Source organism: Rhodococcus sp. P-2, from assembly GCF_016598535.1.
Lineage (GTDB): Bacteria > Actinomycetota > Actinomycetes > Mycobacteriales > Mycobacteriaceae > Rhodococcus_F > Rhodococcus_F baikonurensis.
In genome coordinates this window covers 5,209,682-5,235,572 of record NZ_CP066779.1, presented here as the reverse complement: position 1 = coordinate 5,235,572, position 25,891 = coordinate 5,209,682, and the positions used below count along the sequence as shown (strand labels likewise).

27 protein-coding genes are annotated in these 25,891 nt (G+C 63.0%); 22 read left to right on the top strand and 5 right to left on the bottom strand.

The annotated features are described in order from the left end of the window. The first annotated feature begins 30 nt into the window (after window positions 1-30). The 4 genes from dop (at window position 31) to prcA (ending at window position 3,512) form a co-directional block, all read left to right on the top strand. Window positions 31-1,530, top strand: a complete 1,500-nt coding sequence (gene dop / locus I7X09_RS24345; protein ID WP_200314073.1) for a depupylase/deamidase Dop — start codon at window positions 31-33, stop codon at window positions 1,528-1,530. Between the two features lie 148 nt (window positions 1,531-1,678). Continuing rightward, a complete protein-coding gene (locus I7X09_RS24340; protein WP_003944925.1) occupies window positions 1,679-1,873 on the top strand; it encodes a ubiquitin-like protein Pup in 195 nt (64 codons plus the stop codon). Beyond that, a complete protein-coding gene (gene prcB, locus I7X09_RS24335; protein WP_095970088.1) occupies window positions 1,870-2,748 on the top strand; it encodes a proteasome subunit beta in 879 nt (292 codons plus the stop codon). The genes I7X09_RS24340 and prcB overlap by 4 nt, the downstream gene beginning before the upstream one ends. Next, window positions 2,745-3,512 carry a proteasome subunit alpha gene (gene prcA, locus I7X09_RS24330; RefSeq protein ID WP_095970089.1) on the top strand — a complete coding sequence of 256 codons (768 nt, stop codon included), beginning with the start codon at window positions 2,745-2,747 and terminating at the stop codon, window positions 3,510-3,512. Before prcB ends, prcA begins: the two co-directional genes overlap by 4 nt. Here the strand turns inward: prcA and I7X09_RS24325 are convergent, their stop codons facing one another. Continuing rightward, on the bottom strand, window positions 3,513-4,931 hold the full coding sequence (locus I7X09_RS24325; RefSeq protein ID WP_200314062.1) for a bifunctional phosphatase PAP2/diacylglycerol kinase family protein: 1,419 nt from the start codon (window positions 4,929-4,931) through the stop codon (window positions 3,513-3,515). It lies immediately after the preceding gene. Window positions 4,932-5,075: 144 nt separating this feature from the next. On the opposite strand from I7X09_RS24325, the gene pafA reads away from it, so the two are divergent. From pafA to I7X09_RS24290, 7 genes are all read left to right on the top strand, one after another. Further along, window positions 5,076-6,434: a Pup--protein ligase gene (gene pafA, locus I7X09_RS24320; protein WP_185564761.1), complete on the top strand. Its 1,359-nt coding sequence runs from the start codon at window positions 5,076-5,078 to the stop codon at window positions 6,432-6,434. A 110-nt stretch (window positions 6,435-6,544) separates the two neighbouring features. Then, window positions 6,545-7,555: a helix-turn-helix transcriptional regulator gene (locus I7X09_RS24315; protein ID WP_200314060.1), complete on the top strand. Its 1,011-nt coding sequence runs from the start codon at window positions 6,545-6,547 to the stop codon at window positions 7,553-7,555. After that, window positions 7,555-8,532, top strand: a complete 978-nt coding sequence (locus I7X09_RS24310; protein ID WP_200314058.1) for a helix-turn-helix transcriptional regulator — start codon at window positions 7,555-7,557, stop codon at window positions 8,530-8,532. The genes I7X09_RS24315 and I7X09_RS24310 overlap by 1 nt, the downstream gene beginning before the upstream one ends. A gap of 134 nt (window positions 8,533-8,666) precedes the next feature. Beyond that, window positions 8,667-8,942: a Sec-independent protein translocase subunit TatA gene (tatA, locus tag I7X09_RS24305; protein WP_003944836.1), complete on the top strand. Its 276-nt coding sequence runs from the start codon at window positions 8,667-8,669 to the stop codon at window positions 8,940-8,942. A 73-nt stretch (window positions 8,943-9,015) separates the two neighbouring features. After that, window positions 9,016-10,044 carry a twin-arginine translocase subunit TatC gene (gene tatC, locus I7X09_RS24300; protein ID WP_124568552.1) on the top strand — a complete coding sequence of 343 codons (1,029 nt, stop codon included), beginning with the start codon at window positions 9,016-9,018 and terminating at the stop codon, window positions 10,042-10,044. 48 nt (window positions 10,045-10,092) lie between these two features. After that, the gene (locus I7X09_RS24295; protein ID WP_095970095.1) at window positions 10,093-12,804 is read left to right on the top strand and encodes a DEAD/DEAH box helicase; all 2,712 of its coding nucleotides are present in this window, start codon (window positions 10,093-10,095) and stop codon (window positions 12,802-12,804) included. A gap of 52 nt (window positions 12,805-12,856) precedes the next feature. Then, window positions 12,857-13,690, top strand: coding sequence for a DUF4333 domain-containing protein (locus I7X09_RS24290; RefSeq protein WP_124568554.1), 834 nt, complete (start codon window positions 12,857-12,859; stop codon window positions 13,688-13,690). Window positions 13,691-13,694: 4 nt separating this feature from the next. On the opposite strand, the gene I7X09_RS24285 is transcribed toward I7X09_RS24290, so the two are convergent. Then, window positions 13,695-14,660 carry a 5'-3' exonuclease gene (locus I7X09_RS24285; protein WP_095970259.1) on the bottom strand — a complete coding sequence of 322 codons (966 nt, stop codon included), beginning with the start codon at window positions 14,658-14,660 and terminating at the stop codon, window positions 13,695-13,697. Window positions 14,661-14,697: 37 nt separating this feature from the next. Here I7X09_RS24285 and I7X09_RS24280 point away from each other — a divergent pair, with 37 nt between their 5' ends. Then, window positions 14,698-15,834, top strand: coding sequence for a M24 family metallopeptidase (locus I7X09_RS24280; protein ID WP_166810156.1), 1,137 nt, complete (start codon window positions 14,698-14,700; stop codon window positions 15,832-15,834). Here I7X09_RS24280 and I7X09_RS24275 read toward each other — a convergent pair whose 3' ends face one another. Then, the gene (locus I7X09_RS24275; RefSeq protein ID WP_030536346.1) at window positions 15,835-16,260 is read right to left on the bottom strand and encodes a PPOX class F420-dependent oxidoreductase; all 426 of its coding nucleotides are present in this window, start codon (window positions 16,258-16,260) and stop codon (window positions 15,835-15,837) included. 30 nt (window positions 16,261-16,290) lie between these two features. Between I7X09_RS24275 and I7X09_RS24270 the strand changes: the two genes are divergently transcribed. The 10 genes from I7X09_RS24270 to I7X09_RS29530 all read left to right on the top strand — a co-directional run bounded on the left by I7X09_RS24270 (window position 16,291) and on the right by I7X09_RS29530 (window position 24,687). Next, the gene (locus I7X09_RS24270) at window positions 16,291-17,052 is read left to right on the top strand and encodes an SDR family NAD(P)-dependent oxidoreductase (protein WP_200314057.1); all 762 of its coding nucleotides are present in this window, start codon (window positions 16,291-16,293) and stop codon (window positions 17,050-17,052) included. Beyond that, a complete protein-coding gene (gene cbiE / locus I7X09_RS24265) occupies window positions 17,049-18,332 on the top strand; it encodes a precorrin-6y C5,15-methyltransferase (decarboxylating) subunit CbiE (RefSeq protein ID WP_200314055.1) in 1,284 nt (427 codons plus the stop codon). The genes I7X09_RS24270 and cbiE overlap by 4 nt, the downstream gene beginning before the upstream one ends. After that, entirely contained in the window at window positions 18,329-19,078 is a 750-nt protein-coding gene (cobM, locus tag I7X09_RS24260) for a precorrin-4 C(11)-methyltransferase (RefSeq protein WP_095970100.1), read from the top strand. Before cbiE ends, cobM begins: the two co-directional genes overlap by 4 nt. A 56-nt stretch (window positions 19,079-19,134) precedes the next feature. After that, window positions 19,135-19,848 (top strand): cobalt-precorrin-6A reductase, encoded by a 714-nt coding sequence (locus I7X09_RS24255; RefSeq protein WP_234036700.1) that lies wholly within the window; start codon window positions 19,135-19,137, stop codon window positions 19,846-19,848. 166 nt (window positions 19,849-20,014) lie between these two features. Continuing rightward, a complete protein-coding gene (locus tag I7X09_RS24250) occupies window positions 20,015-20,914 on the top strand; it encodes a HAMP domain-containing protein (RefSeq protein ID WP_234036699.1) in 900 nt (299 codons plus the stop codon). Window positions 20,915-21,073: 159 nt separating this feature from the next. Continuing rightward, window positions 21,074-21,715, top strand: a complete 642-nt coding sequence (locus tag I7X09_RS24245; RefSeq protein ID WP_095970103.1) for a ScbR family autoregulator-binding transcription factor — start codon at window positions 21,074-21,076, stop codon at window positions 21,713-21,715. Window positions 21,716-21,725: 10 nt separating this feature from the next. After that, on the top strand, window positions 21,726-22,085 hold the full coding sequence (locus I7X09_RS24240; RefSeq protein ID WP_124568559.1) for a VOC family protein: 360 nt from the start codon (window positions 21,726-21,728) through the stop codon (window positions 22,083-22,085). Beyond that, the gene (locus I7X09_RS24235) at window positions 22,085-22,600 is read left to right on the top strand and encodes a DUF1990 family protein (protein WP_200314053.1); all 516 of its coding nucleotides are present in this window, start codon (window positions 22,085-22,087) and stop codon (window positions 22,598-22,600) included. The genes I7X09_RS24240 and I7X09_RS24235 overlap by 1 nt, the downstream gene beginning before the upstream one ends. 200 nt (window positions 22,601-22,800) lie before the next feature. Then, window positions 22,801-23,574, top strand: a complete 774-nt coding sequence (locus tag I7X09_RS24230; RefSeq protein ID WP_200314051.1) for an alpha/beta hydrolase — start codon at window positions 22,801-22,803, stop codon at window positions 23,572-23,574. Between the two features lie 774 nt (window positions 23,575-24,348). Beyond that, the gene (locus I7X09_RS29530) at window positions 24,349-24,687 is read left to right on the top strand and encodes a hypothetical protein (RefSeq protein WP_234036698.1); all 339 of its coding nucleotides are present in this window, start codon (window positions 24,349-24,351) and stop codon (window positions 24,685-24,687) included. 245 nt (window positions 24,688-24,932) lie between these two features. On the opposite strand, the gene I7X09_RS24220 is transcribed toward I7X09_RS29530, so the two are convergent. Beyond that, window positions 24,933-25,511: a dihydrofolate reductase family protein gene (locus I7X09_RS24220; protein ID WP_200314049.1), complete on the bottom strand. Its 579-nt coding sequence runs from the start codon at window positions 25,509-25,511 to the stop codon at window positions 24,933-24,935. A 77-nt stretch (window positions 25,512-25,588) separates the two neighbouring features. Next, window positions 25,589-25,828, bottom strand: a complete 240-nt coding sequence (locus I7X09_RS24215) for a PLDc N-terminal domain-containing protein (protein WP_095970109.1) — start codon at window positions 25,826-25,828, stop codon at window positions 25,589-25,591. Between the last annotated feature and the right edge of the window lie 63 nt (window positions 25,829-25,891).

Below are 25,891 nucleotides of genomic sequence, written 5' to 3'. Positions count from 1 at the left end.
CCGCGCCGCAATCACATAGGCTCTTGTGTCATGCAGCGGATCATCGGTGTCGAGGTCGAATACGGAATATCTTCACCCAGTGAGCCGTCGGCGAATCCGATTCTCACTTCAACGCAGGCGGTGCTTGCCTACGCCGCCGCAGCGGGCGTGCCACGGGCCAAGCGCACACGCTGGGATTACGAAGTGGAATCTCCGCTGCGAGATGCCCGAGGCTTCGATCTGGGGCGAATGAGCGGTCCCGCACCGGTGATCGACGCGGACGAGATCGGCGCCGCGAACATGATTCTCACCAACGGGGCACGGTTGTACGTCGATCACGCCCATCCGGAGTACTCGGCCCCCGAGGTCGCCGACCCGCTCGATGCCGTGATCTGGGACAAGGCCGGCGAACGAGTGATGGAAGCGGCTGCACGGCACGCCTCCAGCGTGCCGGGTGCCCCACGGTTGCAGTTGTACAAGAACAACGTCGACGGCAAGGGTGCGTCGTACGGCACGCACGAGAACTACCTCTGCTCGCGTGACACCCCGTTCGCCTCGATTGTCACCGGCTTAACGCCGTTCTTCGCGTCTCGGCAGGTGATCTGCGGTTCCGGTCGTGTGGGTCTCGGTCAGTCCGGCGACGACGCCGGATTCCAGCTTTCGCAGCGATCCGACTACATCGAGGTCGAAGTAGGCCTCGAGACCACGCTCAAGCGCGGAATCATCAACACCCGCGACGAACCGCACGCGGATGCGGACAAGTACCGCCGTCTGCACGTCATCATCGGTGATGCGAACCTCGCGGAGATGTCGACGTATCTCAAGGTGGGAACAACCGCGCTGGTACTCGACCTGATCGAAGCGGGTGTCGACCTCACCGATCTGCAACTGGCACGTCCGGTCACCGCCGTCCACCACATCAGCCACGACCCCACGCTGCGCAAGACCGTTGCACTGGCCGACGGTCGCGAACTGACTGGGCTTGCGCTGCAACGTATTTACCTCGAACGAGTCTCGAAGTTCCTCGATCGCGAGGCCGCTCGTGACCCGCGAGCGGACGATATCGTCGCCAAGTGGGCGATGGTCCTCGATCTCCTCGAGCGCGATCCCATGGAGTGCGCGAACATCCTCGACTGGCCGGCCAAACTGCGTCTGCTCGAAGGCTTCCGCAATCGTGAGGGACTCGCGTGGTCGGCGCCGCGATTGCATCTTGTGGACCTGCAGTACTCAGACGTGCGACTCGACAAGGGCCTGTACAACCGCCTGGTTGCTCGCGGCTCCATGGAGCGGCTTGTCACCGAACAGCAGGTTCTCGACGCGGTCACGAACCCTCCCACCGACACTCGCGCGTACTTCCGAGGCGAGTGCTTACGCCGATTCGGTGCCGATATCGCGGCCGCGAGCTGGGATTCGGTCATCTTCGATCTCGGCGGCGAATCGTTGATCCGCATCCCTACCCTCGAGCCGCTTCGAGGTACCAAAGCGCACGTCGGAGCATTGCTCGACTCCGTGGACAGCGCCGCGGAATTGGTCGATCAGCTCACTCACTGAAATCAGCCGATGCGGCTCGCCGTCGCGTCTCTCCACACCTGACGGTGCCGCTCGGTAGGGTGAAGGTCCGAGCGGGATCAGTTACCGACTCTGCTGGGCCGAACAGGATGCTCGCGAGAGCTCCCTTCACACAAGGAGGTCGACGGCGATGGCTCAAGAACAGACGCAGCGTGCCGGTGGCGGCGAAGACGACGAAACCACTGGTGGCGACGGCAGTGCCGGCCAGGAACGTCGCGAGAAGCTCGCTGCAGAAACCGACGACCTGCTCGACGAGATCGACGACGTGTTGGAAGAGAACGCCGAGGACTTCGTCCGTGCCTACGTCCAGAAGGGCGGCCAGTGACGGTGGATCGCGCGCCCCGGATCACAGACGGGGACACACGGTTGAGCTTCGGCTCGAATCTGTCGTCATTCTCGGAATACCTTCGGGTGCACGCACCGGAACATCTTCCGCAGAACCGCTTCGCCGACACAGGAGGTGTTGTCATGGGCGGGGGAGACGTAGCTCCGCACGGCACCACCATCGTCGCGATCAGCTACGCGGGTGGAGTTTTGCTCGCTGGTGATCGCCGGGCGACGATGGGCAACCTCATCGCCAGCCGTGACGTGCAGAAGGTGTACGTCACCGACGACTACTCGGCTGCGGGTATCGCCGGAACGGCCGGGATCGCAATCGAACTGGTCCGACTCTTCGCGGTCGAGCTCGAACATTACGAGAAGATCGAAGGCGTCCCCCTCACGTTCGACGGCAAGGCCAATCGACTCTCGTCGATGGTTCGAGGGAATCTCGGAGCAGCGATGCAGGGTTTGGCGGTCGTGCCACTGCTCGTGGGTTACGACCTCGACGCGGTCGATCCGTCGACCGCCGGTCGCATCGTCTCCTACGACGTCGTCGGTGGACGATACGAGGAGCGCGCTGGCTATCACGCAGTCGGATCAGGTTCCCTGTTCGCGAAATCGGCGCTCAAGAAGCTGTATTCACCGGGAATCGACGAGGACACTGCGCTTCGGTTCGCTGTCGAGGCGCTGTACGACGCGGCAGACGACGATTCGGCTACCGGTGGTCCTGACCTGACACGCGGGATCTATCCGACAGCGGTCACCATCACCTCGGCCGGCGCCGTGGAGTTGTCGCCCACCAAGGCTGCCGAGATCGCCAGGGAGATCGTCGCGGCTCGCACGGCGACCGCGAGTCCGGAAGGGGAGTCTGCGCTATGACGATGCCGTATTACGCATCAGCCGAACAGATCATGCGCGATCGTTCGGAATTGGCGCGCAAGGGAATTGCCCGCGGACGCAGCGTCGTCGTTCTCACCTATCGCGACGGAGTGCTCTTTGTCGCGGAGAATCCGTCGCGTGCTCTGCACAAGGTCAGCGAACTGTACGACCGTCTCGGATTTGCGGCGGTGGGCAAGTACAACGAGTTCGAGAATCTGCGTCGTGCGGGCATCGTCCACGCGGACATGCGCGGGTATTCGTACGACCGTCGGGATGTCACGGGGCGTTCGCTCGCCAATGCGTACGCACAGACATTGGGAACGATCTTCACCGAGCAGCCCAAGCCCTACGAGGTCGAGATCTGCGTTGCCGAGATCGGCCGTTTCGGGAGTAGTACGCCGGCCCAGCTCTACCGGATCACGTACGACGGTTCCATCGCGGACGAGCAGGAATTCGTGGTCATGGGCGGCACGACCGAACCGATCGTGACGGCGATGCGCGAGTCCTATCAGCGAGACCTCGACCTCGAATCCGCGGTGCGGCTCGCGGTCGGGGCGCTCCAAAAGGGCGGCCCGGCGCCGGCCGGAACCGCCGAGGCGGAACCGCGAACTCTCGACGTGAGTGCACTCGAGGTTGCTGTCCTCGACAGCAACCGTCCACGCCGTGCGTTCAAACGGATCGCGGGGACGGCGTTGGAAGAAATGCTTCCAGCTCCGGCAGCAACCGAGGATGCGCCGCCGGCAAACGGCGACGCACCCTCATAGTCACTGCGTGATTCTGTAGACGGCCACCGCGCCCGGTTCGGTGTCGAAATCGAACCGGCGCGCGTCTGCCACCACTTCACCGTCGGTGGCGATGGCTACCGGTGAATCGGCGACTCGGACCGACATCGACGAGACGAGTTCGCGAACGTAGACCCGCGAGCTGCCCAATGTGCCTGTAGCAGCCGCAAACAGCAGACGTGAGCGCGAGAATTTCTTGTCCGCGCGCAGATAGCGGACGTCGAGTAGTCCACGGTTCATCTCCGGACGCGACATCGGCACCTGATCAGCGGGGGAATACCTCCCGTTTCCGACGAACAGCATCCAGATGGTGGTCCGCTTCCCGTCGATGGTGACCGTCATCGGCTCCGCCGCTGCGAGAACACGCATCATCGCGGCTCCCGCGGCCGGCCACTTACCGAATCGCGGTTCCCACTTTTCCCTCAGACGCACAGCGTCGGGGTATCCGCCGAGGCTGGCGGTGTTGAGAAACCGTGCAGTCACTCCGGAATCCGTGCGCACCACCGCATGGTCGACAAATGCCGCCTGCCCCGACTCGACTGCCTGTGCGGTCTCCTCGACATTTACCGCCCCGACGTCGCGGGCGAAGTGGTTAAGCGTTCCGCCGGGAAAAACCGCAAGTGGTAGCTCGTGCTTTGTCGCCGCGGTCGCGACCGTGACCACTGTTCCGTCGCCCCCGCATACTCCCAACGCCTTCGGTGAGAGTTCGGGGATCTTGGCATCGATCTGCATGTCGAAGTCGATGTCCGCGTCGAACTCGTAGACGATCGCATCTGGTAGTAGTTCTCGAATCGATTCCACGATCCCGTCGTCCTCGGAGCCTGAACCAGGATTGGTGAAGACCAACAAGCCTTCTCCGCGCGGGAGCGCGGGGACGACGCACTCGGGTCCGAGTTCGGCGGGTTCTTCGTCGCGCACCGCCCACCAACGGCGGGTGCCGGCAGCGATTGCGCCGCCGACCGCGAGGCCCGCGAAGACGTCGGACGGCCAGTGGACTCCGTTGTGAACGCGTGAATACGCCACTGCTGCAGCGAGTGGTGCCAGCGCAGCTCCCGCAACCGGGGATTCCATGGCCACTGCGGCAGTGAATGCCGCTGCTGATGAGGAATGGCCGGAGGGGAACGAGGACGAGGTCGGGATGTCGACTCCTCGCTTGGGGCTCAGCCAGACGCGTGCCGGTGGGCGTCGGCGGGGAAAGAGGGGCTTGAGAATGCCGTTGGCCAGCGCGCTCGAACCGGCCAGTGCGAGCAGCCCGCGTGCTGCTGCCCTACGGGGCCGCCCGCCGATCATCGCGAGCAAGGCGGCGACAACCATCCACAAAACGCCGTGATCGGCGGCTCTGGAGAGAAACCGCATGGTCGGGTCGAGCACGGAAGGGCGCAGTGCTCCAGTACTTTCCATGACTTTGACGTCGCTTCGGACAACTTTTCGGCGAATAAGGCTCACACCGTCACACTATGCCGCTGTCCGACGTTGTCGAGTCGTGACTTACGACGCGATCGAAGTACACGGGTGAACCTCCCATTCTGGTTGTAGTGTCGAAGTGTGCAGAGACGAATCATGGGTATCGAGACGGAATTCGGCGTTACCTGCACCTTTCACGGGCACAGGAGACTGAGCCCCGACGAGGTTGCTCGTTACCTCTTCCGTCGTGTCGTGTCGTGGGGCCGCAGCTCCAACGTCTTCCTCCGCAACGGGGCCCGCTTGTACCTGGACGTGGGTTCGCACCCGGAGTACGCGACGGCCGAGTGCGACAGTCTCATCCAGTTGGTCAATCACGACCGCGCCGGTGAGCGTGTGCTCGAAGAACTGCTGATCGACGCCGAGGCGAGACTTGCCGAGGAGGGGATCGGTGGCGACATCTACCTCTTCAAGAACAACACCGACTCGGCCGGAAACTCGTACGGCTGCCACGAGAACTTTCTCGTCGCGCGCGCCGGTGAGTTCTCCCGCATTTCGGATGTCTTGCTGCCGTTCCTCGTCACGCGCCAGTTGATCTGCGGTGCCGGCAAGGTACTGCAGACACCGAAGGCCGCGACGTTCTGTCTCTCGCAGCGCGCGGAACACATCTGGGAGGGCGTCTCGTCGGCCACCACTCGCTCGCGTCCGATCATCAACACCCGCGACGAACCGCACGCGGACGCCGAGAAATACCGCCGACTGCACGTGATCGTCGGCGATTCGAACATGGCCGAAACGACGACGATGCTCAAGGTCGGTTCTGCAGCACTGGTGCTCGAGATGATCGAAGCCGGGGTTTCGTTCCGCGATTTCGCCCTGGACAATCCGATTCGTGCCATCCGCGAGGTCAGTCACGACGTGACGGGCAAGAAGCCTGTCCGCCTCGCTGGTGGTCGTCAGGCCAGTGCCCTCGACATTCAACGCGAGTATCACGCCAAGGCAGTCGAACATCTGCGTAACCGCGAACCGGACGCGCAGGTGGAGCAGGTTGTCGACCTGTGGGGTCGCACCCTCGACGCCGTCGAAGCTCAGGATTTCGCGAAGGTCGATACGGAGATCGACTGGGTCATCAAGCGCAAGCTGTTCCAGCGATACCAGGACCGTCACGGTTTCGACCTGTCCGATCCCAAGATCGCGCAGCTCGACCTGGCTTACCACGACATCAAACGCGGCCGGGGTGTCTTCGACGTGCTGCAGCGCAAGGGCTTGGTCAAGCGGGTCACCGAGGACGAGACGATCGACGACGCCGTCGAGAATCCGCCGCAGACCACGCGCGCGAAATTGCGAGGCGACTTCATCACCGCAGCCCAGGCAGCAGGCCGGGACTTCACGGTCGACTGGGTTCACCTCAAGCTCAACGATCAGGCACAGAGAACGGTGCTCTGCAAGGACCCGTTCCGTTCCGTCGACGAGCGTGTCGAGCGTTTGATTGCTTCGATGTAGGTCAGCCAATTTCACGATTTACAACACAGCAGGTCTGTTTTGCGGCGACGCGCCGGGCACGAAAGTGTCCGGCGCGCGTTCGGTTATCGGATAGCCACTAGGATTTCGGCGTGGCGACATCAAAAATCGAGCGGTTGATGAACCTGGTGATCGCATTGCTGTCCACCAGACAGTTCCTCACGGCGGAGAAAATCCGTGACAGTGTGGCCGGGTACAACGAATCCGCGAACTACGAAGCGTTCAGTCGCATGTTCGAGCGCGACAAGAACGAACTTCGTGACCTGGGTGTCCCGTTGGAAACCGGTCTGGCAGGACGGTTCTCGACGGTCGAGGGGTACCGGATCAATCGCAATGCCTACGAGCTTCCGGACGTGGACCTCACCAGCGAGGAATCTGCTGCGGTAGCCGTCGCTGTGCAGTTGTGGGAATCGCCGGAACTGATTTCGGCAGCCCAGAGTGCACTACTCAAACTCCGAGCGGCCGGCGTCCAGGTCGACTCAGAAGTCAGTGCCGCGCCGGTCACCGCGATTCCGGCACGAACCCGGGGTTCGGAGCCCGCGCTCGGCAAGCTGCTTGCAGCGGTCGACGCCGGCCGAGCAGTTCATTTTCAGCACCGCGGGGCATTGAACGAACCGTTCACCGAGCGCACCGTCGAACCGTGGGGCGTCGTCACGCATAACGGCAAGTGGTATCTGGTCGGGCACGACGTCGACCGTGATGCGGTGAGGACCTTCCGGCTCTCCCGAATCGGGGACGACGTCAGGGAGTTCGGCCCGGCCGGTTCGGTTCACAAACCCGAAGGTGTCGATCTTCGCGAGGTCGTCGATCGCGTGACCGGTTCGGGCGTCGTTACCGGGACCGCCACCGTGTGGGTCGCAGACGGCCGCGCGCATGAGCTTCGCCGGCTTGCGACGTCGTCTTCCGATCGGCGGTTGACCGATCGCGACGGCAGCGTGCTGGCCATTCCCGTCCGATCCTGGGAATGGACCGCTCGGTTGATCGCCGGCCACGGGTTGGATGCGCTGGTGTTGGACCCACCGGATTTGCGTGCGGAGGTCGTCGCGAAGCTTCGCGCCGCCGCAGCGAGCCCGATCACCAGCAATGGACAGGGGGACAACTGATGAGCAATCGACTGTCGTCGCGGTTGGCGCGGCTTCTCAACCTCGTGCCGTACTTCATCGCGAATCCTGGCATCAGTCCCGCCGAGGCCGCCGAGGAACTCGGCGTCAGCACCACCCAACTGATGACCGACCTCAATCAACTGTGGGTCTGCGGATTGCCCGGTTACGGCCCCGGTGATCTCATCGACCTGTCCTTCTCCGAGGAAAGTATCGAGGTCACGTTCTCGGCCGGGATCGATCGCCCGTTGCGCCTCACCTCCACGGAAGCGACGGCATTGCTGATCGCCCTTCGGTCGTTGGTGGAAATGCCGGGGATGGTCGATCCGTCTTCGGCTCAGCGCGCTATCGCGAAGATCGAGGACGCCGCCGGATCGGCCGCGGCACGAGCCATCGGTCAAGATCGAGACACGTCGCCGACGCCGGACATCGCCGAAGATCCGATCGCCGCGACGGTCAGAGCCGCGCTCGCGGACAAGACCGCCCTCAGATTGACGTATTACTCGGCCTCGCGTGACGCGGTCTCCGAGCGCATCGTCGACCCCGTTCGCATCGTGTTGGTCGACAACTACAGCTACCTCCAGGCGTGGTGCCGTCAGGCCGAGGGCGTGCGGTTGTTCCGATTCGATCGGATCGACGCTGCCGTCCAACTCGACGAGCCGGCCGACCCGCCGCCGCAGGCCCTCGAGGAGGATTCGAATCTCGAGTTGTTCAGCGGCGACGGCTCCCTTCCGGAAGCACGGTTGTTCATCACCAAAGAGTGGGTGTGGATGCTCGACTACTACCCGATGGACGTCGAGCACGTGAACGACGACGGGTCGGTCGAGGCGACGATGAGTTTCGGAACACTGGAATGGATGGCGAGACTGGTGTTGGGATTCGGTGAAGGAGTTCGGGTCCTTCATCCGCCGGAACTGGTCTCCGAAGTACATGATCGGGCCGTTGCGGCGCTTGACGCCTATGACGTAATCGGTTCGTAAACCTTCCGGAAACTTCACGTTCAGTGAGTTCGCAGGAAACAAACAGGTAAAAGGTAGCTGAAGTAAGTGCTTTGACACCTCCGAGCGCCGGTTGTGTCCGGTAGCATCGAGGAATCTGATCATGGGAGGTCGTTATGGGTGCAATGCAGCCGATGCATTGGCTGATTGTCGCTGTTGTCGTCGTAATTCTGTTCGGGTCGAAGAAGCTTCCCGATGCAGCACGCGGTCTGGGTCGTTCCCTCCGCATCTTCAAGAGCGAAGTCAAGGAAATGCAGAACGACGATGCGGCGCCCGCAAGCGCGCCGGTCGCACAGCCTGCTCCGGCACAGTTGCCGACGGCCAACACCGCGGTGGTCGCAAACGGTGCAGCAGCACCTGTTGCGCAGCCGACCGAAGTCAAGCCGCTCTAGTACACACTGCGTTCTAGCCGGGGTGAAATATTCGTTCACCCCGGTTGTCTGCTGACCAAGACCAGGATGCACAGTGCGTATTCCGTTAGACCCGCGTAACCGCAAGCGGAAGGTCAACCCAGACGGCACCATGTCGTTGGTCGACCACCTGTACGAATTGCGGACTCGTTTGTTGTTCGCATTCCTCGGCGTGATCATCACCACGGCGTTCGGCTTCTTCTGGTACTCACACTCGATACTCGGTCTCGAAAGTCTCGGCGATCTGCTTCGTGGACCGTACTGTGAGCTTCCGTCCGAGAGTCGCGCCAACCTCAGCACCGACGACGCGTGCCGATTGCTGGCGACCGGGCCGTTCGAGCAGTTCATGCTGCGATTCAAAGTGGCGCTCACCGCCGGCATCGTTCTTGCCTGCCCGGTGTGGCTTTACCAACTGTGGGCATTCATCACCCCGGGCCTCTACGCAAAGGAACGTCGATACGCGGTCGGATTCGTCACCGCCGGTGCCGCTCTCTTCATTCTCGGCGCAATCCTGGCGTACCTCGTCGTGGCGAAGGCTTTGCACTTCCTCCTGACCATCGGCGACAACGTCCAGATCACCGCGCTCAGTGGTTCGGAGTACTTCGGCTTCATCATCAATCTGCTGCTCATCTTCGGTGTCAGCTTCGAAATTCCACTGCTCGTGGTCGTGCTGAACTTTGCGGGCATTCTGACGTACGAGCGTCTGAAGGCCTGGCGTCGAGGATTGATCTTCGGGCTCTTCGTATTCGCTGCAGTTGCCACGCCGGGTTCGGATCCGTTCTCGATGCTGGCGCTCGCTCTGGCTCTCACGCTTCTCTTCGAGGTCGCGGTCCAGATCGCTCGTCTCAACGACAAGCGCAAGGCCAAGCGAGCCGGCGAAGACTGGGGCGCACTGTCCGACGAGGAAGCTTCCTCCATCTCGGCTCCGTCCGATCTGAACGAGGCTTTCGACAATCCGACCAAACCCAAGGCCGAATCCAGTGGATTGTTCGGACGTAAGTCCAAGTCCAAGGCTTCGGTCGCGGAGAAATCCGACACTGCCGGCGACAACGCGCCCGGCCAGGATTTCACCGACACTCTCTGAGCGCCGTGCCACCACGTCGGCGGCGTGTGAAACCCTGACGAGGTGGTTATGAACAAGAGTGAACTGAGCACGTTCGCGTCCAGCCTGAAGTTCGAACTCGATCCTTTCCAGGTGAAGGCATGCGTTGCGCTCGAAGCGGGCCACGGAGTCCTTGTCTGCGCACCGACCGGCGCAGGCAAGACCGTGGTCGGCGAGTTCGCTGTCCACCTGGCTCTGGCAGCGGGACGCAAGTGTTTCTACACGACGCCGATCAAGGCGTTGAGCAATCAGAAGTACGCCGAACTCGTCGAGCGCTACGGCGCCAGCGAAGTCGGCCTGCTGACGGGTGATTCGAGTATCAACTCCGACGCACCGGTGGTTGTCATGACCACCGAAGTCCTGCGGAACATGCTTTACGCCAACTCCGAGGCGCTGCGCGGGCTTTCGCACGTCGTCATGGACGAGGTGCACTACCTGGCCGACCGATTCCGCGGGGCGGTGTGGGAGGAAGTGATCCTGCACCTGTCCGAGGATGTTCGCCTGGTGAGCTTGTCGGCCACCGTGAGCAATGCCGAGGAGTTCGGCGCCTGGATGGAGACCGTTCGGGGAGATACCACTGTGGTCGTGGACGAAACGCGGCCGATTCCGCTGTGGCAGCACATCATGGTCGGTCGACGAATTTTCGATCTCTTCGACAGCCGCAGTCACCCTGCCGCTGGGCCGAAGACCGTGCTCGTCGACCAGGATCTGGTTCGCCACGTCAAACAGCGTCAGGCTCTCGAACGCGTCGAGAGCTGGCAGCCGCGTGGCCGCGGACGCCGTGGCAGCTACCAGAGTTCCAATGATTTCCGGCCCCTGCCGCGACCTGACGTCATCGCTCAGCTCGATCAGTCCGGACTGCTACCGGCCATCACCTTCATCTTCAGCCGTGCCGGTTGTGATGCGGCTCTTGCACAGTGCCTACGATCCCGGCTGGACCTGACTTCCCCGGAGCAGGTTCGCGAGATAGACACCATCATCGAAAAGCACACCGGCGAACTCCCCGAGGAAGATCTCGAAGTTCTCGGATATCGGGACTGGTGCAAGGCGTTGCGTCGCGGACTGGCCTCTCACCATGCCGGCATGCTGCCGGCATTCCGCCAGACAGTCGAGGAACTGTTCGTCAAAGGTCTCGTGCGGGCGGTTTTCGCGACCGAGACGTTGGCCCTCGGGATCAACATGCCGGCCCGAACGGTGGTGCTCGAACGGCTGGTCAAGTACAACGGCGAATCGCATGCCGAACTGACGCCGGGGGAATACACGCAGCTGACTGGTCGAGCCGGCCGACGCGGTATCGACGTCGAAGGGCACGCTGTGGTCCTGTGGCAGCCCGGTGTCGAGCCGACGGACGTCGCCGGATTGGCGTCGACTCGGACGTTCCCGCTCCGCAGTTCGTTCCGGCCTTCTTACAACATGTCGATCAATCTGGTCGAGCGCATGGGTGCGGCCGATTCACGCAAGCTGCTCGAGCGTTCCTTCGCACAGTTCCAAGCGGACCGCTCGGTGGTCGGCCTGGTGCGTGGCATCGAGCGGAACGAAGAAGCACTGAAGGGTTTGCAGGAGAAACTCGGCGGTGCAGACGGCGAGTACTTCGAATACGCGTCGTTGCGTGAGCGGCTCGGTGCGCGCGAGCGTGCGCTCGAACGTAAGGGCCGCGAGGACCGCCGCGGAGATGCGGTGGAGTCCCTCCGTGCACTCGCCCGCGGCGACGTCATCGCAATTCCCATCGGTCGTCATTCCGGAGTGGCTGTGGTCCTCGTCCCGGACAACGATCCGAAGGACCCACGACCGCTCGTTCTGACTGCCGATCAGTGGGCCGGCCGTCTTTCGTCGGGAGATTTCCCCGAAGCCGCCGAGGTCCTGGGAAAGATGCGCCTGCCCAAGCACGTCGATCACCACACCGCCCGGATCCGGCGCGATCTGGCTTCGGCGTTGCGAAGTACCGGGATCAGTGCGCCCAGGCGGAAGAAGCGCCACAAAGCGGGCGCGTCCGAGGACGCCGAGGTCGCTACTTTGCGTCGCGCGATTCGGTCGCATCCGTGCCACAGCTGGCCTGATCGCGAACATCTGAGCCGGATCGGTGAGCGCTACAACCGCCTGGCCCGCGAAACACAGGCGATGCGGGAAAAGGCTGCGGCCACCACCAACTCGCTGGCGCGGACGTTCGACCGAATCATCGCGCTACTCAAAGAGCGTGAGTACATGACTGCCGAAGCAGCCCCAGAAGTCACCGAATCCGGACGACGACTCAGCCGCATTTACTCGGAAAGCGACCTTCTGGTCGCCGAGTGCCTGCGAACCGGCGCGTGGACGGGTCTCAGCCCGGCCGAACTTGCAGCCGTCGTGTCCTCGGTGGTCTACGAATCGCGTCGGGACGGCGACACCGTTGACCGGGTGCCGACGGCGGCACTTCGTCACGCGCTCAACGACACTCAACGACTCTGGAGCGAACTGCGGTCGGACGAGATTCGCCACAAGCTACCGCCGACGCGGGAACCGGATCTCGGATTCGTCACTGCCGTTTATCACTGGGCGAGTGAGAACTCGCTTGTCGACGCGCTGATCGCGGCCGGAGTGCAGGGCCGTGCACTGTCTGCGGGTGATTTTGTTCGCTGGTGTCGTCAGGTGATCGACCTCCTCGATCAGGTCCGCCTGACTTCGACGGATGCCGACGTTGCGAAGACTGCGGCGCGGGCGGTAGCTGCAATTCGTCGCGGGGTAGTTGCTGTCGACGCAGCATGACCTCAACTATGTGGTTTGATTCGCAGACTGGTATTTCGAGTGGGAGGCGAACATGAGCGGGCCTTACGGACCGAACGATCCGAATCGGCAATGGGGTCCTGGTGATCAGCAGCAGCCGAACGAGCAGCAGTGGGGGCAGAATCCTCAGCAGCCGGGCGGTCAACAGCAGCCTGGTCAGCAGCCCGGCCAGCAACAGCCGTGGGGTCAGCCTGGTCAGACACCGCAGCCCGGTCAACAACCCGGCCAGCAACAGCCGTGGGGACAGCCTGCATACGGGCAGCCCGCGCAGCCGGGTGGTCAGCCTGCGTACGGTCAGCCGCAGCAGCCTGGGCAAGGACAACCCGGCCAGCAACAGCCGTGGGGACAGCCCCAGCAGCAGCCTCCCGGTCAGCCGTGGGGACAGCCCGGGCAACAGCAGGCACCTGACGCAACCCAGGCGTGGGGTCAGCCTCCTGCCGCCGCACCGCAGCAGGCGTGGGGCGCCGCGACTCCCGGCCAAACTCCGGGGCAGCAGAACCAGTGGAACCAGGCTCAGCCGTTCCCGAGTCCCGGTGCGCCCGGAAACCAGTCGGGTAAGTCGAAGAAGCCCCTGATCTTCGGTGCGATCGGTGTTCTCGTCGTTCTGGCAGCTGTCGTGGTAGCTCTGGTGTTCGGTGTCTTCGGCAAGAACACGCTCGATCAGAGCGCGGCTCAGGCCGGCGTCGAGAAGATCGTCACCGAGTCCTACGGGGCAAAGAACGTGAGCAATGTTCAGTGCCCCGCGGATCAGGAAGTCAAGTCAGGCAACAAGTTCACCTGCACGCTCTCGATCGCGGGCGTGAAGTCGAACGTGACCGTGACGTTTGTCGACGACAACGGCACGTACGAGGTAAGCCGCCCGAGCTGACGCTCTACTGATCGGAACGGCTTGCCGCCGCAGCCTTCAGCGCGGCGGCAAGCCGGCCGGCCGAGCGTTCGATGTTCAGCGAGGCCGCCACTTCCTCGAATCGTGCGGGATCGACGGGGGTCGCCGGGAGTTGGTCGTCCTTCGAGAACTGCACGTCCGCGTCGCGAACCACCCGAACGACGGGTAATGCAGCGTCGAGGTAAGCCATTGCTTCCGGTGAAGTGAGTTTTGCGCGAATTCCCTTGGCCATGTCGGATTCCGGATCAGCCGCGGCCGCCCGAAGTCCGGCCAACGAGCCGTAGCGGAGCATCAGCGTCGACGCAGTCTTCTCACCGACACCTTTGATGCCGGGTAGACCGTCGGAGGCGTCTCCTCGCAGTACCGCGAGTTCGGCGTAGGCCTCACCCGCACGGTCTCCGGGCACTCCGTACTTCTCGGCAACCTCGACCGGTCCGAACAGTTCTGCCTTGGACAGGCCACGGCCCACGTAGAGGACACGAACGGGCACGTACTCGTCGGTGACAACCTGCAGTAGATCGCGGTCACCACTGACGACGACGGTGAGATCTTCGCGCTCGGTGGCGGCAAGCGTGCCCAGCACGTCGTCGGCTTCGAGTCCGACAGCACCCGCCGTCGCGATTCCCGCTGCTGCGAGTACGTCCATGATCATGTCGACTTGAGGTGTCAACGTGTCCGGAACTTCTTCGGAGGAACCGTCAGATCCTTCTTCGACGCGATGCGCTTTGTACGTCGGGACGGCGTCGACGCGGAACTGCGGTCGCCAATCCAAGTCGAGGCATACGGCGAGACGACTCGGCTGGTGTTTGGTGATCAGGGACGCCACCATGTCGGTGAAACCGCGCACCGCGTTGACAGGTCTTCCGTCGGGGTCGACGAATGACTCGGGCAGCGCGTAGAACGCACGAAACCACAGGCTGGCACCGTCGAGGAGAAGCAATGGCCCACTCATGGTCACCATCCTGCCAGTCGGCACTAACCTGTAAGCCATGACGTCTCCAGCCGAACAGGATTCCCGATTCTCCAGCGCCGTGTACGGCGCACGTATCGCTCGCGCCGCCGAGTTGGCTCGATCAGCAGGACTCGACGGTCTGGTGGTGACTCCCGGTCCGGATCTGCGGTACCTGACGGGTTCTCGGGCTGATTCGTTCGAGCGCTTGACCGCGTTGGTCATCGCTGCGGAGACCGCGAAGGCCTCCGTCGTACTTCCTCGGTTGGAGTTGGCGTCGTTGAAGGAATCGGCAGTGGGCGACCTCGGGTTGACCGTCCTCGACTGGGTCGACGGTGTTGATCCGTATGCCATTGTGGCGGCTCAACTCCCGGCCGGTGCCAAGGTTGCAGTGACGGACGCGATGCCCGCGCTGCATTTGATCCCCCTGGCAGACACGTTGGGTGCGTTGCCGATCCTGGCCACCGGCGTCTTGCGCGAATTGCGGATGGTCAAGGACGACGCCGAGATCGAGGCGCTGCGACGGGCCGGTGCGGCGATCGACCGTGTTCACGCCCGCATGGCAGAGTTCTTGATCGTCGGTCGTACGGAAGCCGAAGTGGGCGAGGCGATTTCGGCGGCGATTCTCGAAGAGGGGCACACCGAGGCTGCGTTTGTGATCGTCGGATCGGGCCCACACGGAGCCGACCCGCACCACGAGGTCTCGGACCGGGTGATCGAGAGCGGCGATGTCGTGGTGATCGACATCGGCGGACCGGTCGAGCCCGGATACAACTCGGACTCCACCCGCACGTACAGCATGGGACAGCCGTCGGCGGAGGTTGCAGCACAGTTCGCGGTACTCGAGGCGGCGCAACAGGCTGCTGTCGATTCGGTGCGGCCAGGTGTATCCGCAGAATCGGTGGACGTTGCCGCCCGTGAAGTTCTTGCCGCACAGGGGCTTGCGGAGGTGTTCGTTCACCGCACCGGCCACGGTATCGGGCTGTCCGTGCACGAAGAGCCGTACATCGTCGAGGGCAACACCATCGAACTCGTCGAAGGTATGGCCTTCAGTATCGAACCGGGAATCTACTTCCGCGGAAATTGGGGCGCCCGAATCGAGGACATCGTCGTCGTGACCGCGGACGGTTGTGAGTCGTTCAACAACCGTCCGCACGGCCTGACTGTCCTCGACTGATCAGCTTTCCTTGAACGCTGCGGACCCGAGTATGCGTGTGACGTCGATTTCGATGACCACGCGCGCGGGGTTGACCCGTGGCTGGCGGTACCGCTCGGCATAGCGCCGGACGGCGTCGGCCACGGAGTCCGCGTCGGTGAGCACGCGTGCCGGCCCCTCGAGCGTGAGCCAGCGGCCGCCGTCGACCGAACTGACTGCGGCGTATCCACCGCGCGCTGCGTTGATCGCCTTCTGCGAACCACCGCTGGTGATCACGCGCGCCTTTCCGGCTTCCTGGTCCCAGGTGAATCCGACGGCCACGACGTGTGGGGTGCCGTTCGGACGCAACGTCGTGAGTGTCGCGAGGTGGTACTCACCGACGAACTTCAGCCCGTCTTCGGTGAGAGTCTGCTGTGACGATGGTGTGGTGGAGGGGGTGAGCGTCATGCCACGACGGTAATCCAGGACACTGGAGCGGTGACTGCGGGTGCGAACGTGAATGACGTCGAGACGGTACTGCTCCTCGGCGGACGAAGTGAGATCGGCCTCGAGATCGCGGTCAGGCTCGCGCCGGGCCGCAATATCGTTCTGGCTGCCAGGCGCAGCGGCGAGCTGTCGGAGCAGGAGCAGATACTCAGGAACGCCGGAGCGGTCGGCGTCTCCACCGTCGAGTTCGATGCCGACGCCGTGGACACTCACGGAGACCTCCTCGACGCCGTGGTCGCCAAGCACGGTCGGATTTCGGTTGCAGTGCTGGCCTTCGGAATTCTCGGCGATCAGGCGCGTGCCGAAACCGACGCGGCGCATGCGGTCGCGGTGGTGCACACCGACTACGTGGCTCAGATCAGTATCCTCACGCACCTCGCGGAGATCATGCGCCGACAGGGAACCGGCAAGATCGTGGTGTTCTCGTCAGTCGCCGGCGTTCGGGTTCGCCGCGCCAACTACGTCTACGGAAGCGCAAAGGCCGGCTTGGACGGATTTGCCAGCGGTCTGGGCGACGCACTGCATGGTTCGGGCGTCCAATTGATGCTGGTACGGCCGGGATTCGTCACCGGCAAGATGACGGAAGGGATGTCGCCTGCCCCGATGTCGAGCACCCCGTCGCAGGTCGCCGACGCCGTCGTACGGGGACTGAACTCCGGGGCGACGCGTGTGTGGGTACCGCGAATCCTGCAGCCGGTGTTCTTCGTCATGCGGCTTCTGCCTCAGACGATCTGGCGCCGGATGCCGCGATGACCGCACACCCGGTGGTGATCGTCGGCATCGGTGCCGACGGCTGGGACGGGCTGTCCGAAAGTGCAAAGGGCGCAATCCTCGGCGCGGAGGTCCTGATGGGGTCGTCGCGACAGTTGGACTTGGTCCCGGCGACACACCTCGGGGCGCGACGTGCGCCCACCCGGCTGACCTGGCCGTCTCCGATGATCCCGGCGTTGCCGTCGATGTTCGCCGAGAGCGCCGATCGGCGAGTATGTGTACTCGCGAGCGGTGACCCGATGTTCCACGGCCTCGGCGTCACGTTGGTTCGGCTGCTCGGCGTGGACAACGTGCGAGTGATCTCCCACCCGTCGTCGGTGGCATTGGCGAGCGCGCGAATGGGATGGGCGTCGGCCGACATCGAAGTCGTGAGCCTGGTGAACCGAGACTCGGCGACCGTGTTGGCGGCAGTGGCAGGTGGTGCGCGCCTGCTGGTTTTGAGCAACGGCCGCGCGACACCGGGGGAGGTGGCTCGTCTCTTGTCCGGCGCGGGATTCGGTCGATCGATCCTGACTGTGCTGGCCCAGCTGGGTGGGGCCGAGGAATCGCGGACCGTCACGGTTGCGGACGAGTGGGATCACGCGGACGAGGACGTGGACGCGTTGAACGTTCTGGCCGTCGAGTGCATCGCGGCCGATGATCCGTTGAGGCTGACTCGAATCCCGGGACTACCCGATGCAGCGTTTGTCGGAGACGGTCAGATGACCAAACAGGAGATTCGTGCGCTGACGTTGTGCGCACTCGCGCCGGCGCCGGGAGAACACCTCTGGGACGTCGGCGGCGGGTCGGGAACTGTGGCCATCGAGTGGATGAGAACCCACCCGCGTTGCACCGCAACAGCATTCGAAAAGGTTGCGAGCCGTGTTTCACAGATCGGCACCAATGCGCGCAATCTCGGCGTGCCTGCCTTGGCGGTGAAAGGAACCGCACCCGAGGCGTTCGCGAACGAGGCTCGTCGTCCTGACGCGGTGTTCGTCGGCGGCGGCGTCACGCAACCGGGAATGCTCGATGCGTGCTGGGAGCAGCTGAGCGTGGGTGGACGTCTTGTCGCCAACGCCGTGACCGCCGAATCCGAATCGTTGCTGCTCGGCTGGATGGGCCGACATGGAGGGACGCTGCGACGCTTCCAGGTTCAGCGCGCCGAGCCACTGGGCACGTTCAACGTTTGGCGCCCGCAACTTCCGGTGGTCCAATGGTCCGTCACAAAAAGTCAGCCGTCTGCAGACGCGGACACCGATACGCCGGAGGAATCCTCACAATGACCGTTCATTTCATCGGTGCGGGTCCCGGTGCGGCCGATCTGATCACTGTCCGCGCGCAGCGCATCATCGCCGCGAGCCCCGTGTGCCTGTACGCCGGCAGCCTTGTTCCGGCGGAATTGCTCGAGTGGTGCCCGGTCGGCGCACAGGTCGTGGATACCGCTCGCCTGAGCCTGGACGAGATCACCGCGATCCTTGTCGAAGCGCACTCGGCCGGACTGGACGTCGCGCGCCTGCATTCCGGTGATCCGTCGATCTTCAGCGCTGTGGCCGAGCAGGCCCGCCGTCTGGACGCCGCGGGCGTCGATTTCGACATGGTTCCCGGAGTTCCTGCATTTACCGCGGCAGCAGCCGCGCTGGGGCGCGAGCTGACCGTTCCAGGCGTCTCCCAGACCATTGTTCTCACCCGTGTCTCCACCTTGTCGACGGCAATGCCGGAGGGTGAGGATCTGCGGTCCCTGGGCCGCAGCGGCGCCACGATGGTGGTTCACCTCGGCGCTCATCGCATCGAACAGATCGCATCCGAGTTGGCCGAAAATTACGGCGAAGACTGCCCCGTGGCGGTGGTCGCCTTTGCTTCACGGCCCGAGGAGATCGTTGTTCGAGGCACTTTGAACACGATCGTCGAACTTGTCCATGCAGCCGGCATCACGAAGACGGCCGTTGTGATCGTCGGCCGAGTGTTGACTGCGGAAGGATTTCCGGACAGCTACCTCTACTCGGCAGCGCGTGAGAGAAGCACACACTGACCTCGGCAGGTGTCCGTCGTCGCGTACTCCTACTCGGAGGCACGGGCGAAGGCCGAGTGATCGCGTCTCGGTTGGCAGGTTCAGCAGACCTCGAAGTTGTCACCTCACTGGCCGGCCGGGTTCGCGATCCTCGGTGGCCCGAGGGGGAAGTGCGCATCGGCGGGTTCGGGGGAGCGGAAGGGCTCTCGGAGTGGTTGTCGGCCAACGACATTCGTGCAGTGCTCGACGCCACGCATCCGTTCGCCGCTCGCATCACCAAGAATGCATTCGAGGCGTGCGTCGCGAATTCCGTGCCGTATGCCATGTACCGACGCCCGCCGTGGCGTGAGCAACCCGGCGACACCTGGCTTCCGGTACGCGATCTCGATCACGCCGCAGACTTGGTGCCGAGGGTCGGCTCCCACGCATTCTTGACGATCGGGAGGCAAGGAGTTTCGGCGTTCGACCGTGTGAAGGACGTCTCGTTTCTCGTGCGCTCGATCGATCCGCCGTCCGGGACGTTGCCGACTCACTCGCAATTGCTACTCGCACGTGGCCCATTCGACGTCGAAGCAGAAGTCGATCTGATGCGGGCTCACTGCATCGACGTCGTGATCACCAAGAACAGTGGCGGCGAACAGACGTACGCAAAGATCGCTGCGGCCAGGCAGCTGTCGATCCCGGTGATCGTCGTCGAGCGACCACCGGCCCCCAAGGCGGTCGAGGCATTCGACACCGAAGCCGGGGCCGTGGACTGGCTCACGGCTTTCGGTCGTGGAACGGCGCCGTGAGGCCGACAGGGCGTTCGCTTCAGGTTCGTCTAAGGTTCCGTGACCATACTGGAGGGATGTTGGGATCTTTCGACGCCGCACTGCGGGACCGCGCATGAGAGTGTCGGTTCCCGGAATGAGCCGTCGAAAACCAACGGGAATTCACGTTCGGACGCTCCATGCACGCGTGAAGTTGCTGACCGCAGGCCTGGTGGCTATCGCAGTGATCGTGTCGGCGTCGGCGGTGTACATCGTGTTCAACGCCTATTTGCAAGGCAACGTCGATCGGCAACTCGAGCGCACGAGTGACGCGATCACCGACACCGTCAATTTCGGCGGTGTCACACCGGTTCTGGGATTGACGGCCGGCGCGGATACCGCGGTCATCCAGGCGGTGGGGCTTCTCACTGCCGACGGCGCCTTGGTGACGGCGACCCCCGGTCTGCCGCCGTTCAGCACCAGTGCAGACGCCATCAGGTCGATCGCAGACGGCAATTCGTCGCAGACGATCGCAACCGTCGATGCGTATCGAATTCTTGTCGAACCCTCGGTTGCGGGCCAAACTTTGGTTGTCGCCCAGTCCCTGGGGCCGACGCGTTCGGTCCTCAAGCGACTCGCAGTGGTGTTGGCGGCTCTCGGGGCGGCCGGTATCGCCCTTGCCTACGCGGCCGGAGATGCTGTGGCACGCACAGGATTACGGCCGATTTCGCGACTCACTGCGGCAACGCGGCGAGTCGCCGAAACGGATGATCTCGCGCCGATCCCTGTGACCGGTGACGACGAGTTGGCGTCGTTGACAGTCAGTTTCAATCGGATGCTCGGGACGTTGTCGGAATCGCGAGCGCGCCAGCGAAGTCTCATCACCGAAGCGGGCCAGGACCTTCTGGCTCCGCTCACTGCACTGCGCACCAATATCGAGTTGTTGATGTCCTTCGATACCAAGTCCGGGGCGATTTCCGAGGCAGATGCCGCGCAGTTGCGTGAGGAAATCACGGACCAGATGATGGAATTGACGCTCCTCGTCGGAGAGTTGGTAGATCGTGCGCGGGTTGACGAAAGCACGTTGGGGAGAGGAGATTCCCTCTAAATCGGACGTCTGACCAGCGACTTTGTTGCATTCGTAATTGAAGCAATGGAAGGAGCGCTGGTAATGTGGGGCAATTGTGAAGTTTTTGGGTATAGCTGGAGTGTGGCGCGAACCGTGGGGTTTGCTGGGCGGGGGCCTTGGGAGGACGAGAGGGATTCAGTGGTCAAGCAAGCACGCGCCGAGCTGACTCGGCAGCAAATCGTTGCCGGCGCGGCCGCGCAGTTCGAGAAGACTGGTTACGGCAGCACCAGCATGGCCGACATAGTCTCGGGGGCCGGTACTACCAAGGGCGCGTTGTACTTCCATTTCGCGTCGAAGGACGAGCTCGCCCAATTCATCATTGCCGAACAGCATCGGCTCTCGATCGAATCGGTGCAGGCGATTTCCGCGACGGGTAAGGACCCGTTGGAACAGATGATCATGCTCACGCACGAAATGGCACGCCAGATTGTCGACGAGCCGATCGTTCGCGCGGGCATTCGCCTCACGTTGGAATTGAGCACGTACGAGGGGCCGGTGGAACCGTACGCCGAATGGATCTCGGCAATCACCGATCTCACCGCCAGAGCTCAGGCGAAAGGTGAAATCCGAAAATCGGTCAGCGCAGAATCGTTCGGCAGGTTCATGCCCTCGGCATTCACCGGGGTACAGCTGGTTTCGAACGTTCTCACCCGACGCTCGGATCTTCCGGATCGTGTCGACGAGATGTGGCAGATCCTGCTTCCAGGAATCGTCAGCGACGAACTTTCCGGTGACATCGAACGGCTCGTCAAGTCGCGGTGGACTCCGGCGGCGGCGTAACCTGCGGGACATGGCCGTCACGCGGATAGTTTCGGATCTGTCGAGTAGTTCGCTCGAGGCCGCGCAGCGCTTCTACACCGAAGTGCTGGGCCTCGAAGTTGTCATGGATCACGGGTGGATCGTGACGTTGGCTTCGCCGACGGATCCGTCCTTGCAGATCAGCGTCATGACGCACGACGCTCATGCGCCCGTGGTTCCCGACGTCTCCGTCGAGGTGGACGATCTCGACGCAGCGTACGAGGCCGCGGTGCAGCGCGGCGACACCATCGTTTATCCCGTCACGGAGGAGCCGTGGGGTGTGCGCAGGTTCTTCGCTGCCGACCCCGACGGTCACGTGATCAACATCCTCAGCCACCGACGCGAGCCGTGATGGCGTCCGGCCCGGGCGGGCTGACGTACCTCGAGGTGGGCGCAACGTCCGGCGTTCTCCCCGCCGGCTATCACCACGTTCACGAGAGCGCGACTGTCGGATCCGGACGTGAGGATTTCGAGGTTGCCGCTCGTACCGTCCTGAATTGGGGAATGCACCGCGGAGCCGGTCTGACCGTCCGTACGGCGGCCCCGACCGCCATGGCGGGTCACGATGCGACCTTCGGACTCGGTCCGGTGACTATCCCAGTTCGGATCGTCTACGTCGTCGACGAACCCAATCGCAAGGGCTTCGCATACGGAACCCGCGCCGGCCACCCCGAATGTGGGGAGGAGCTGTTTGTCGTCCAGTTCGACGAGACCAGCACAGCGGTCCGCGTCGAGATCATCGCGTTCTCCAAGCCGGGAACGTGGTGGGTGCGTCTCGGCGCTCCGATCGGACGTCGAGTGCAAGCGTTTGTCACGCGCCGCTACATCCGCGCCGTCCGCGTGAGCGTCGACCGATCGCGGGTATGACCACCATCGGGCGCGCTGGAAAATGATTGGACGTGCTTGGGTTCGGGTTGATAGCTTGTGCGAGACCGTGACAACACGCCAGGAGGTGAGACCCATGAACGCAGTAACCATGTGGGTGCTCCCACTCGTGTTCACGGATCGGCGATTGACGTAGGTGTCGCCGGGAGCGCCTCGACTAGGCAATCCCGAAAGGTAACACCATGCAATCTCATTCTCAGACCATCGAATTCACTTCCGAGACAACGTCGAACGGTGTCGTCGAACGGCATTTCGTTGTAGACGACATCAGCGGTGTCCTCTGGTCACCCGCATCCGGATCCGTCGGATCACCACTTCTGCTGTCCGGGCACTCCGGCGGCATGCACAAGAAGGCACCAGGTCTGGTTGCCAGTGCGCTCCACAGCGTGAGCTCCCACGGGTTCACAGTCGCCGCGATCGACGCGCCCGGACATGGCGACCGGCCGCGAAACACACAGGACGAACAGTGGGTCGAGGCGATCCACCAGGCCCGGGCGGCCCACGAGCCGATCGCCCCGATCGTCGTCGAGTACAACCGATCGTTGGCGGAGCGTGCAGTGCCGGAATGGCAGGCGACCATCGACGCGCTGCAAACGCTGCCCGACGTCGACGCCGACGCTCCGATCGGCTTCGGCGGCGTGTCGCTAGGAGTCGTGACCGGGCTGATGTTGGCCCCGGTCGAGTCCAGGATCGCTGCCGTGAGCTTCGGGGGAGTCTTTGTGGACGACTCCCTCGTCGAGGCGGCACGAAAGCTCGCCGTCCCGGTCGAGTACCGGATCCCTTGGGACGACAAGGATTACGACCGCACGTCAGGGGTGGCGTTGTTCGATGCCTTCGGATCGAAGGAGAAGACGCTGCACGCCTACTCGGGCAGGCACTATCCGGTGCCCGACTACGAGCGCGACAGTTCGGCTCGGTTCTTCGCCCGCCACCTCGGCGGGAGCGCCGTGAGCTGACGTGAACACGTATCGGCGTCCGGCGCCGCCGGACGCCGATACGAAGTCGAACAGTATGGCGTGGCCGCCCGGACCCCGCGACGCGCTGACCGGCTGGGAGAAAACTGGCCAAATCAGTGAGGCCGCAGCAGATCACCGCCGCGATTAGTTGTCGATGAACTTACGCAACTTCGCATTCCCGCAGCCCACAAACGACTCGACAGAGGCAGTGATTTGAACGGATCCACGAGCGGTGAAGATATGGAAGCAATCAAAACCTGAGTTACCTCGGATCCGGTTCGAAGACCGGCGCTTTGAACGGCTGATGTGCGGCTTCAGAAGTTCCAGCGACCGCTTAGCTCGGCGGACGGTATCGTAGCGTGCAGATAGTCCAGAGACGGGACCGATCTGGAGCGGATCCGGGGACCGAGAGGATTACGAATGTCGGAACGCGTCAATTCCGCCTACATCCATACCAACCCTCAGTGCGAAGCACACGTACTGCGCAGCGGACAGGTCCTTCGATTGGCCGGCGACGATATCCCGGATCCAAAACCGGCAACGCAACTTGATGCCCTGAACCGTCCAGAACGATCCGTACCGAACAACTGATTCGTAGCCACGATCTCCCTGACTATCGAAGGATCCCCCAGGGCGATTCGGAACTTCGCGCGTTACGACATATCCCTGCCGTTCAAGGCCAACTCAGATGTCGATCTTCGATTGAACAGCCTGCGAATATTTCGCACCGGGCTGGCATTTCATATCGTGGCCCACTAAACAACAGTCGAACAGATGCCATCGCTGAACCAGCCCAGCAACGAACAGATGAACTTCGGATCCCGAATCAAACCCGACGAGCCGCACAGAATTCGACTCATTGTCGAAACCATCACCGGACCGATCCTCGCGAACTCGACCCACCCCGGCGACTACCCCGACGACCCGAAAGGGCCTTGGTTGGACGGCGGCCGTTCATGGCGCGGCATCGCCGAGAACCTGTACGGCATCGCAACTGGCGGCGAATACATCCTCAGCCCACCCCCGCTAGGGCCATTGTGGATCACCGTGGCATATCCCGAATTCGATCTGACTTCAACGACTATCGAACTCCAGCTACCGCAGTTGTCCTGAGAGACGGTCACCAGTGCGAGGTCATTCGCAGCCCGCAGATACGTCATCGGGGACGTCACGTTGCTGATGAAATATCGGCTCGACGAGTAGTCAGGTGCGCGGACCGGTTCGATGCTGGACTGCACCAACGCAGTCGCGGTGACTGCGTTGGTCTTTCTCCACCACAAACCTCCAACACGACCAAGGTCGACGCCGCGATGCCTCACCACTTGATTCCGGTGGTGGGAGCGGAATGTTCGCACTAGTCAGTCATGTCTAGCCGATCCTTGCGCAGGCCGATATCGCACGGCGACTGCGCCCGACTGGAACTCGTGGCGATCGACGAGCTCGAGTTGGATGCGCTCGCGCAGGCCGGCGAGCAACGTCGGTCCGTGGCCGGCCAGGACCGGTTGCACAAGGAACTCGTACTCGTCGATCAGTCCCAGGTCTGCCAATGCCAGGGGGAGTGTCACGCCGCCAACCCACAGGCCTTCGCCGGGCTGCTCCTTGAGTCGCTGAACTGCTGGCCCCAAGTCGCCCGGCACCAGCTCGGCATTCCAATCGACCCCGCTCAGCGTGCTCGACACGACGTACTTCTTGGCCTCGTCGATGGTCTCGGCGAACGGGATCTCCCACTCGTCCATCCAGTCAGGCCACGCGCCGGTTGCGGGACGCCGCCACGCCGACTCCATCATCTCGTAGGTCACCCGGCCGAACAGCAAAGCATCGGCTCGTTCCATCTGAGCGGTCCAGTAGCGCATCGAATCCTCGTCGGGTGGTAGCCCCGCCTCGTGATGACAGCAGCCGTCGAGGGTGACGTTGATCGAGTATCGAAGTAGTCTCATCTCGTTGTTCTCCCCTGATGCGAGCAGAGTGACAGCACCGGACCGTACTCAGACTACTGCCGGGCCGTCGGTGTAGATCAGGTTCGGGACCTGGAGTCACGCGGGGGTCGTCCGAACAACAACCAGACGAGCGCACCGAGTACAGGCACCGCGATCACCAGTGCCGACCACCAGAACTTGCCGCCCGAGCGATCGAAGTCGGTGCGCATGATCGCCACGAGCGCGCTAATCGTGATGAAGATCCAGGCAAGAACGAAGACGGTGAAAGTGATGTCCATCCAAAGCGGAATGGTGGGGTTGTGGGTCGATTCGTTCACGCTTCCAGACCACTTTCCACGACTGTTCCTTGATGAAACAGCACACTCCATCGATTATCCGTG

Bases quoted from the DNA above. Each gene is read 5' to 3' on its own strand.
- I7X09_RS24220 (WP_200314049.1), bottom strand. From the start codon at position 25,511: ATGAGACTACTTCGATACTCGATCAACGTCACCCTCGACGGCTGCTGT.
- I7X09_RS24295 (WP_095970095.1), top strand. From the start codon at position 10,093: ATGAACAAGAGTGAACTGAGCACGTTCGCGTCCAGCCTGAAGTTCGAA.
- I7X09_RS24280 (WP_166810156.1), top strand. From the start codon at position 14,698: ATGACGTCTCCAGCCGAACAGGATTCCCGATTCTCCAGCGCCGTGTAC.
- I7X09_RS24235 (WP_200314053.1), top strand. From the start codon at position 22,085: ATGGCGTCCGGCCCGGGCGGGCTGACGTACCTCGAGGTGGGCGCAACG.
- I7X09_RS24275 (WP_030536346.1), bottom strand. From the start codon at position 16,260: ATGACGCTCACCCCCTCCACCACACCATCGTCACAGCAGACTCTCACC.
- cobM (WP_095970100.1), top strand. From the start codon at position 18,329: ATGACCGTTCATTTCATCGGTGCGGGTCCCGGTGCGGCCGATCTGATC.
- I7X09_RS24340 (WP_003944925.1), top strand. From the start codon at position 1,679: ATGGCTCAAGAACAGACGCAGCGTGCCGGTGGCGGCGAAGACGACGAA.
- I7X09_RS29530 (WP_234036698.1), top strand. From the start codon at position 24,349: ATGCCATCGCTGAACCAGCCCAGCAACGAACAGATGAACTTCGGATCC.
- prcA (WP_095970089.1), top strand. From the start codon at position 2,745: ATGACGATGCCGTATTACGCATCAGCCGAACAGATCATGCGCGATCGT.
- cbiE (WP_200314055.1), top strand. From the start codon at position 17,049: ATGACCGCACACCCGGTGGTGATCGTCGGCATCGGTGCCGACGGCTGG.
- I7X09_RS24285 (WP_095970259.1), bottom strand. From the start codon at position 14,660: ATGAGTGGGCCATTGCTTCTCCTCGACGGTGCCAGCCTGTGGTTTCGT.
- I7X09_RS24230 (WP_200314051.1), top strand. From the start codon at position 22,801: ATGCAATCTCATTCTCAGACCATCGAATTCACTTCCGAGACAACGTCG.
- dop (WP_200314073.1), top strand. From the start codon at position 31: ATGCAGCGGATCATCGGTGTCGAGGTCGAATACGGAATATCTTCACCC.
- I7X09_RS24290 (WP_124568554.1), top strand. From the start codon at position 12,857: ATGAGCGGGCCTTACGGACCGAACGATCCGAATCGGCAATGGGGTCCT.
- I7X09_RS24240 (WP_124568559.1), top strand. From the start codon at position 21,726: ATGGCCGTCACGCGGATAGTTTCGGATCTGTCGAGTAGTTCGCTCGAG.
- I7X09_RS24310 (WP_200314058.1), top strand. From the start codon at position 7,555: ATGAGCAATCGACTGTCGTCGCGGTTGGCGCGGCTTCTCAACCTCGTG.
- I7X09_RS24325 (WP_200314062.1), bottom strand. From the start codon at position 4,931: ATGGAAAGTACTGGAGCACTGCGCCCTTCCGTGCTCGACCCGACCATG.
- tatA (WP_003944836.1), top strand. From the start codon at position 8,667: ATGGGTGCAATGCAGCCGATGCATTGGCTGATTGTCGCTGTTGTCGTC.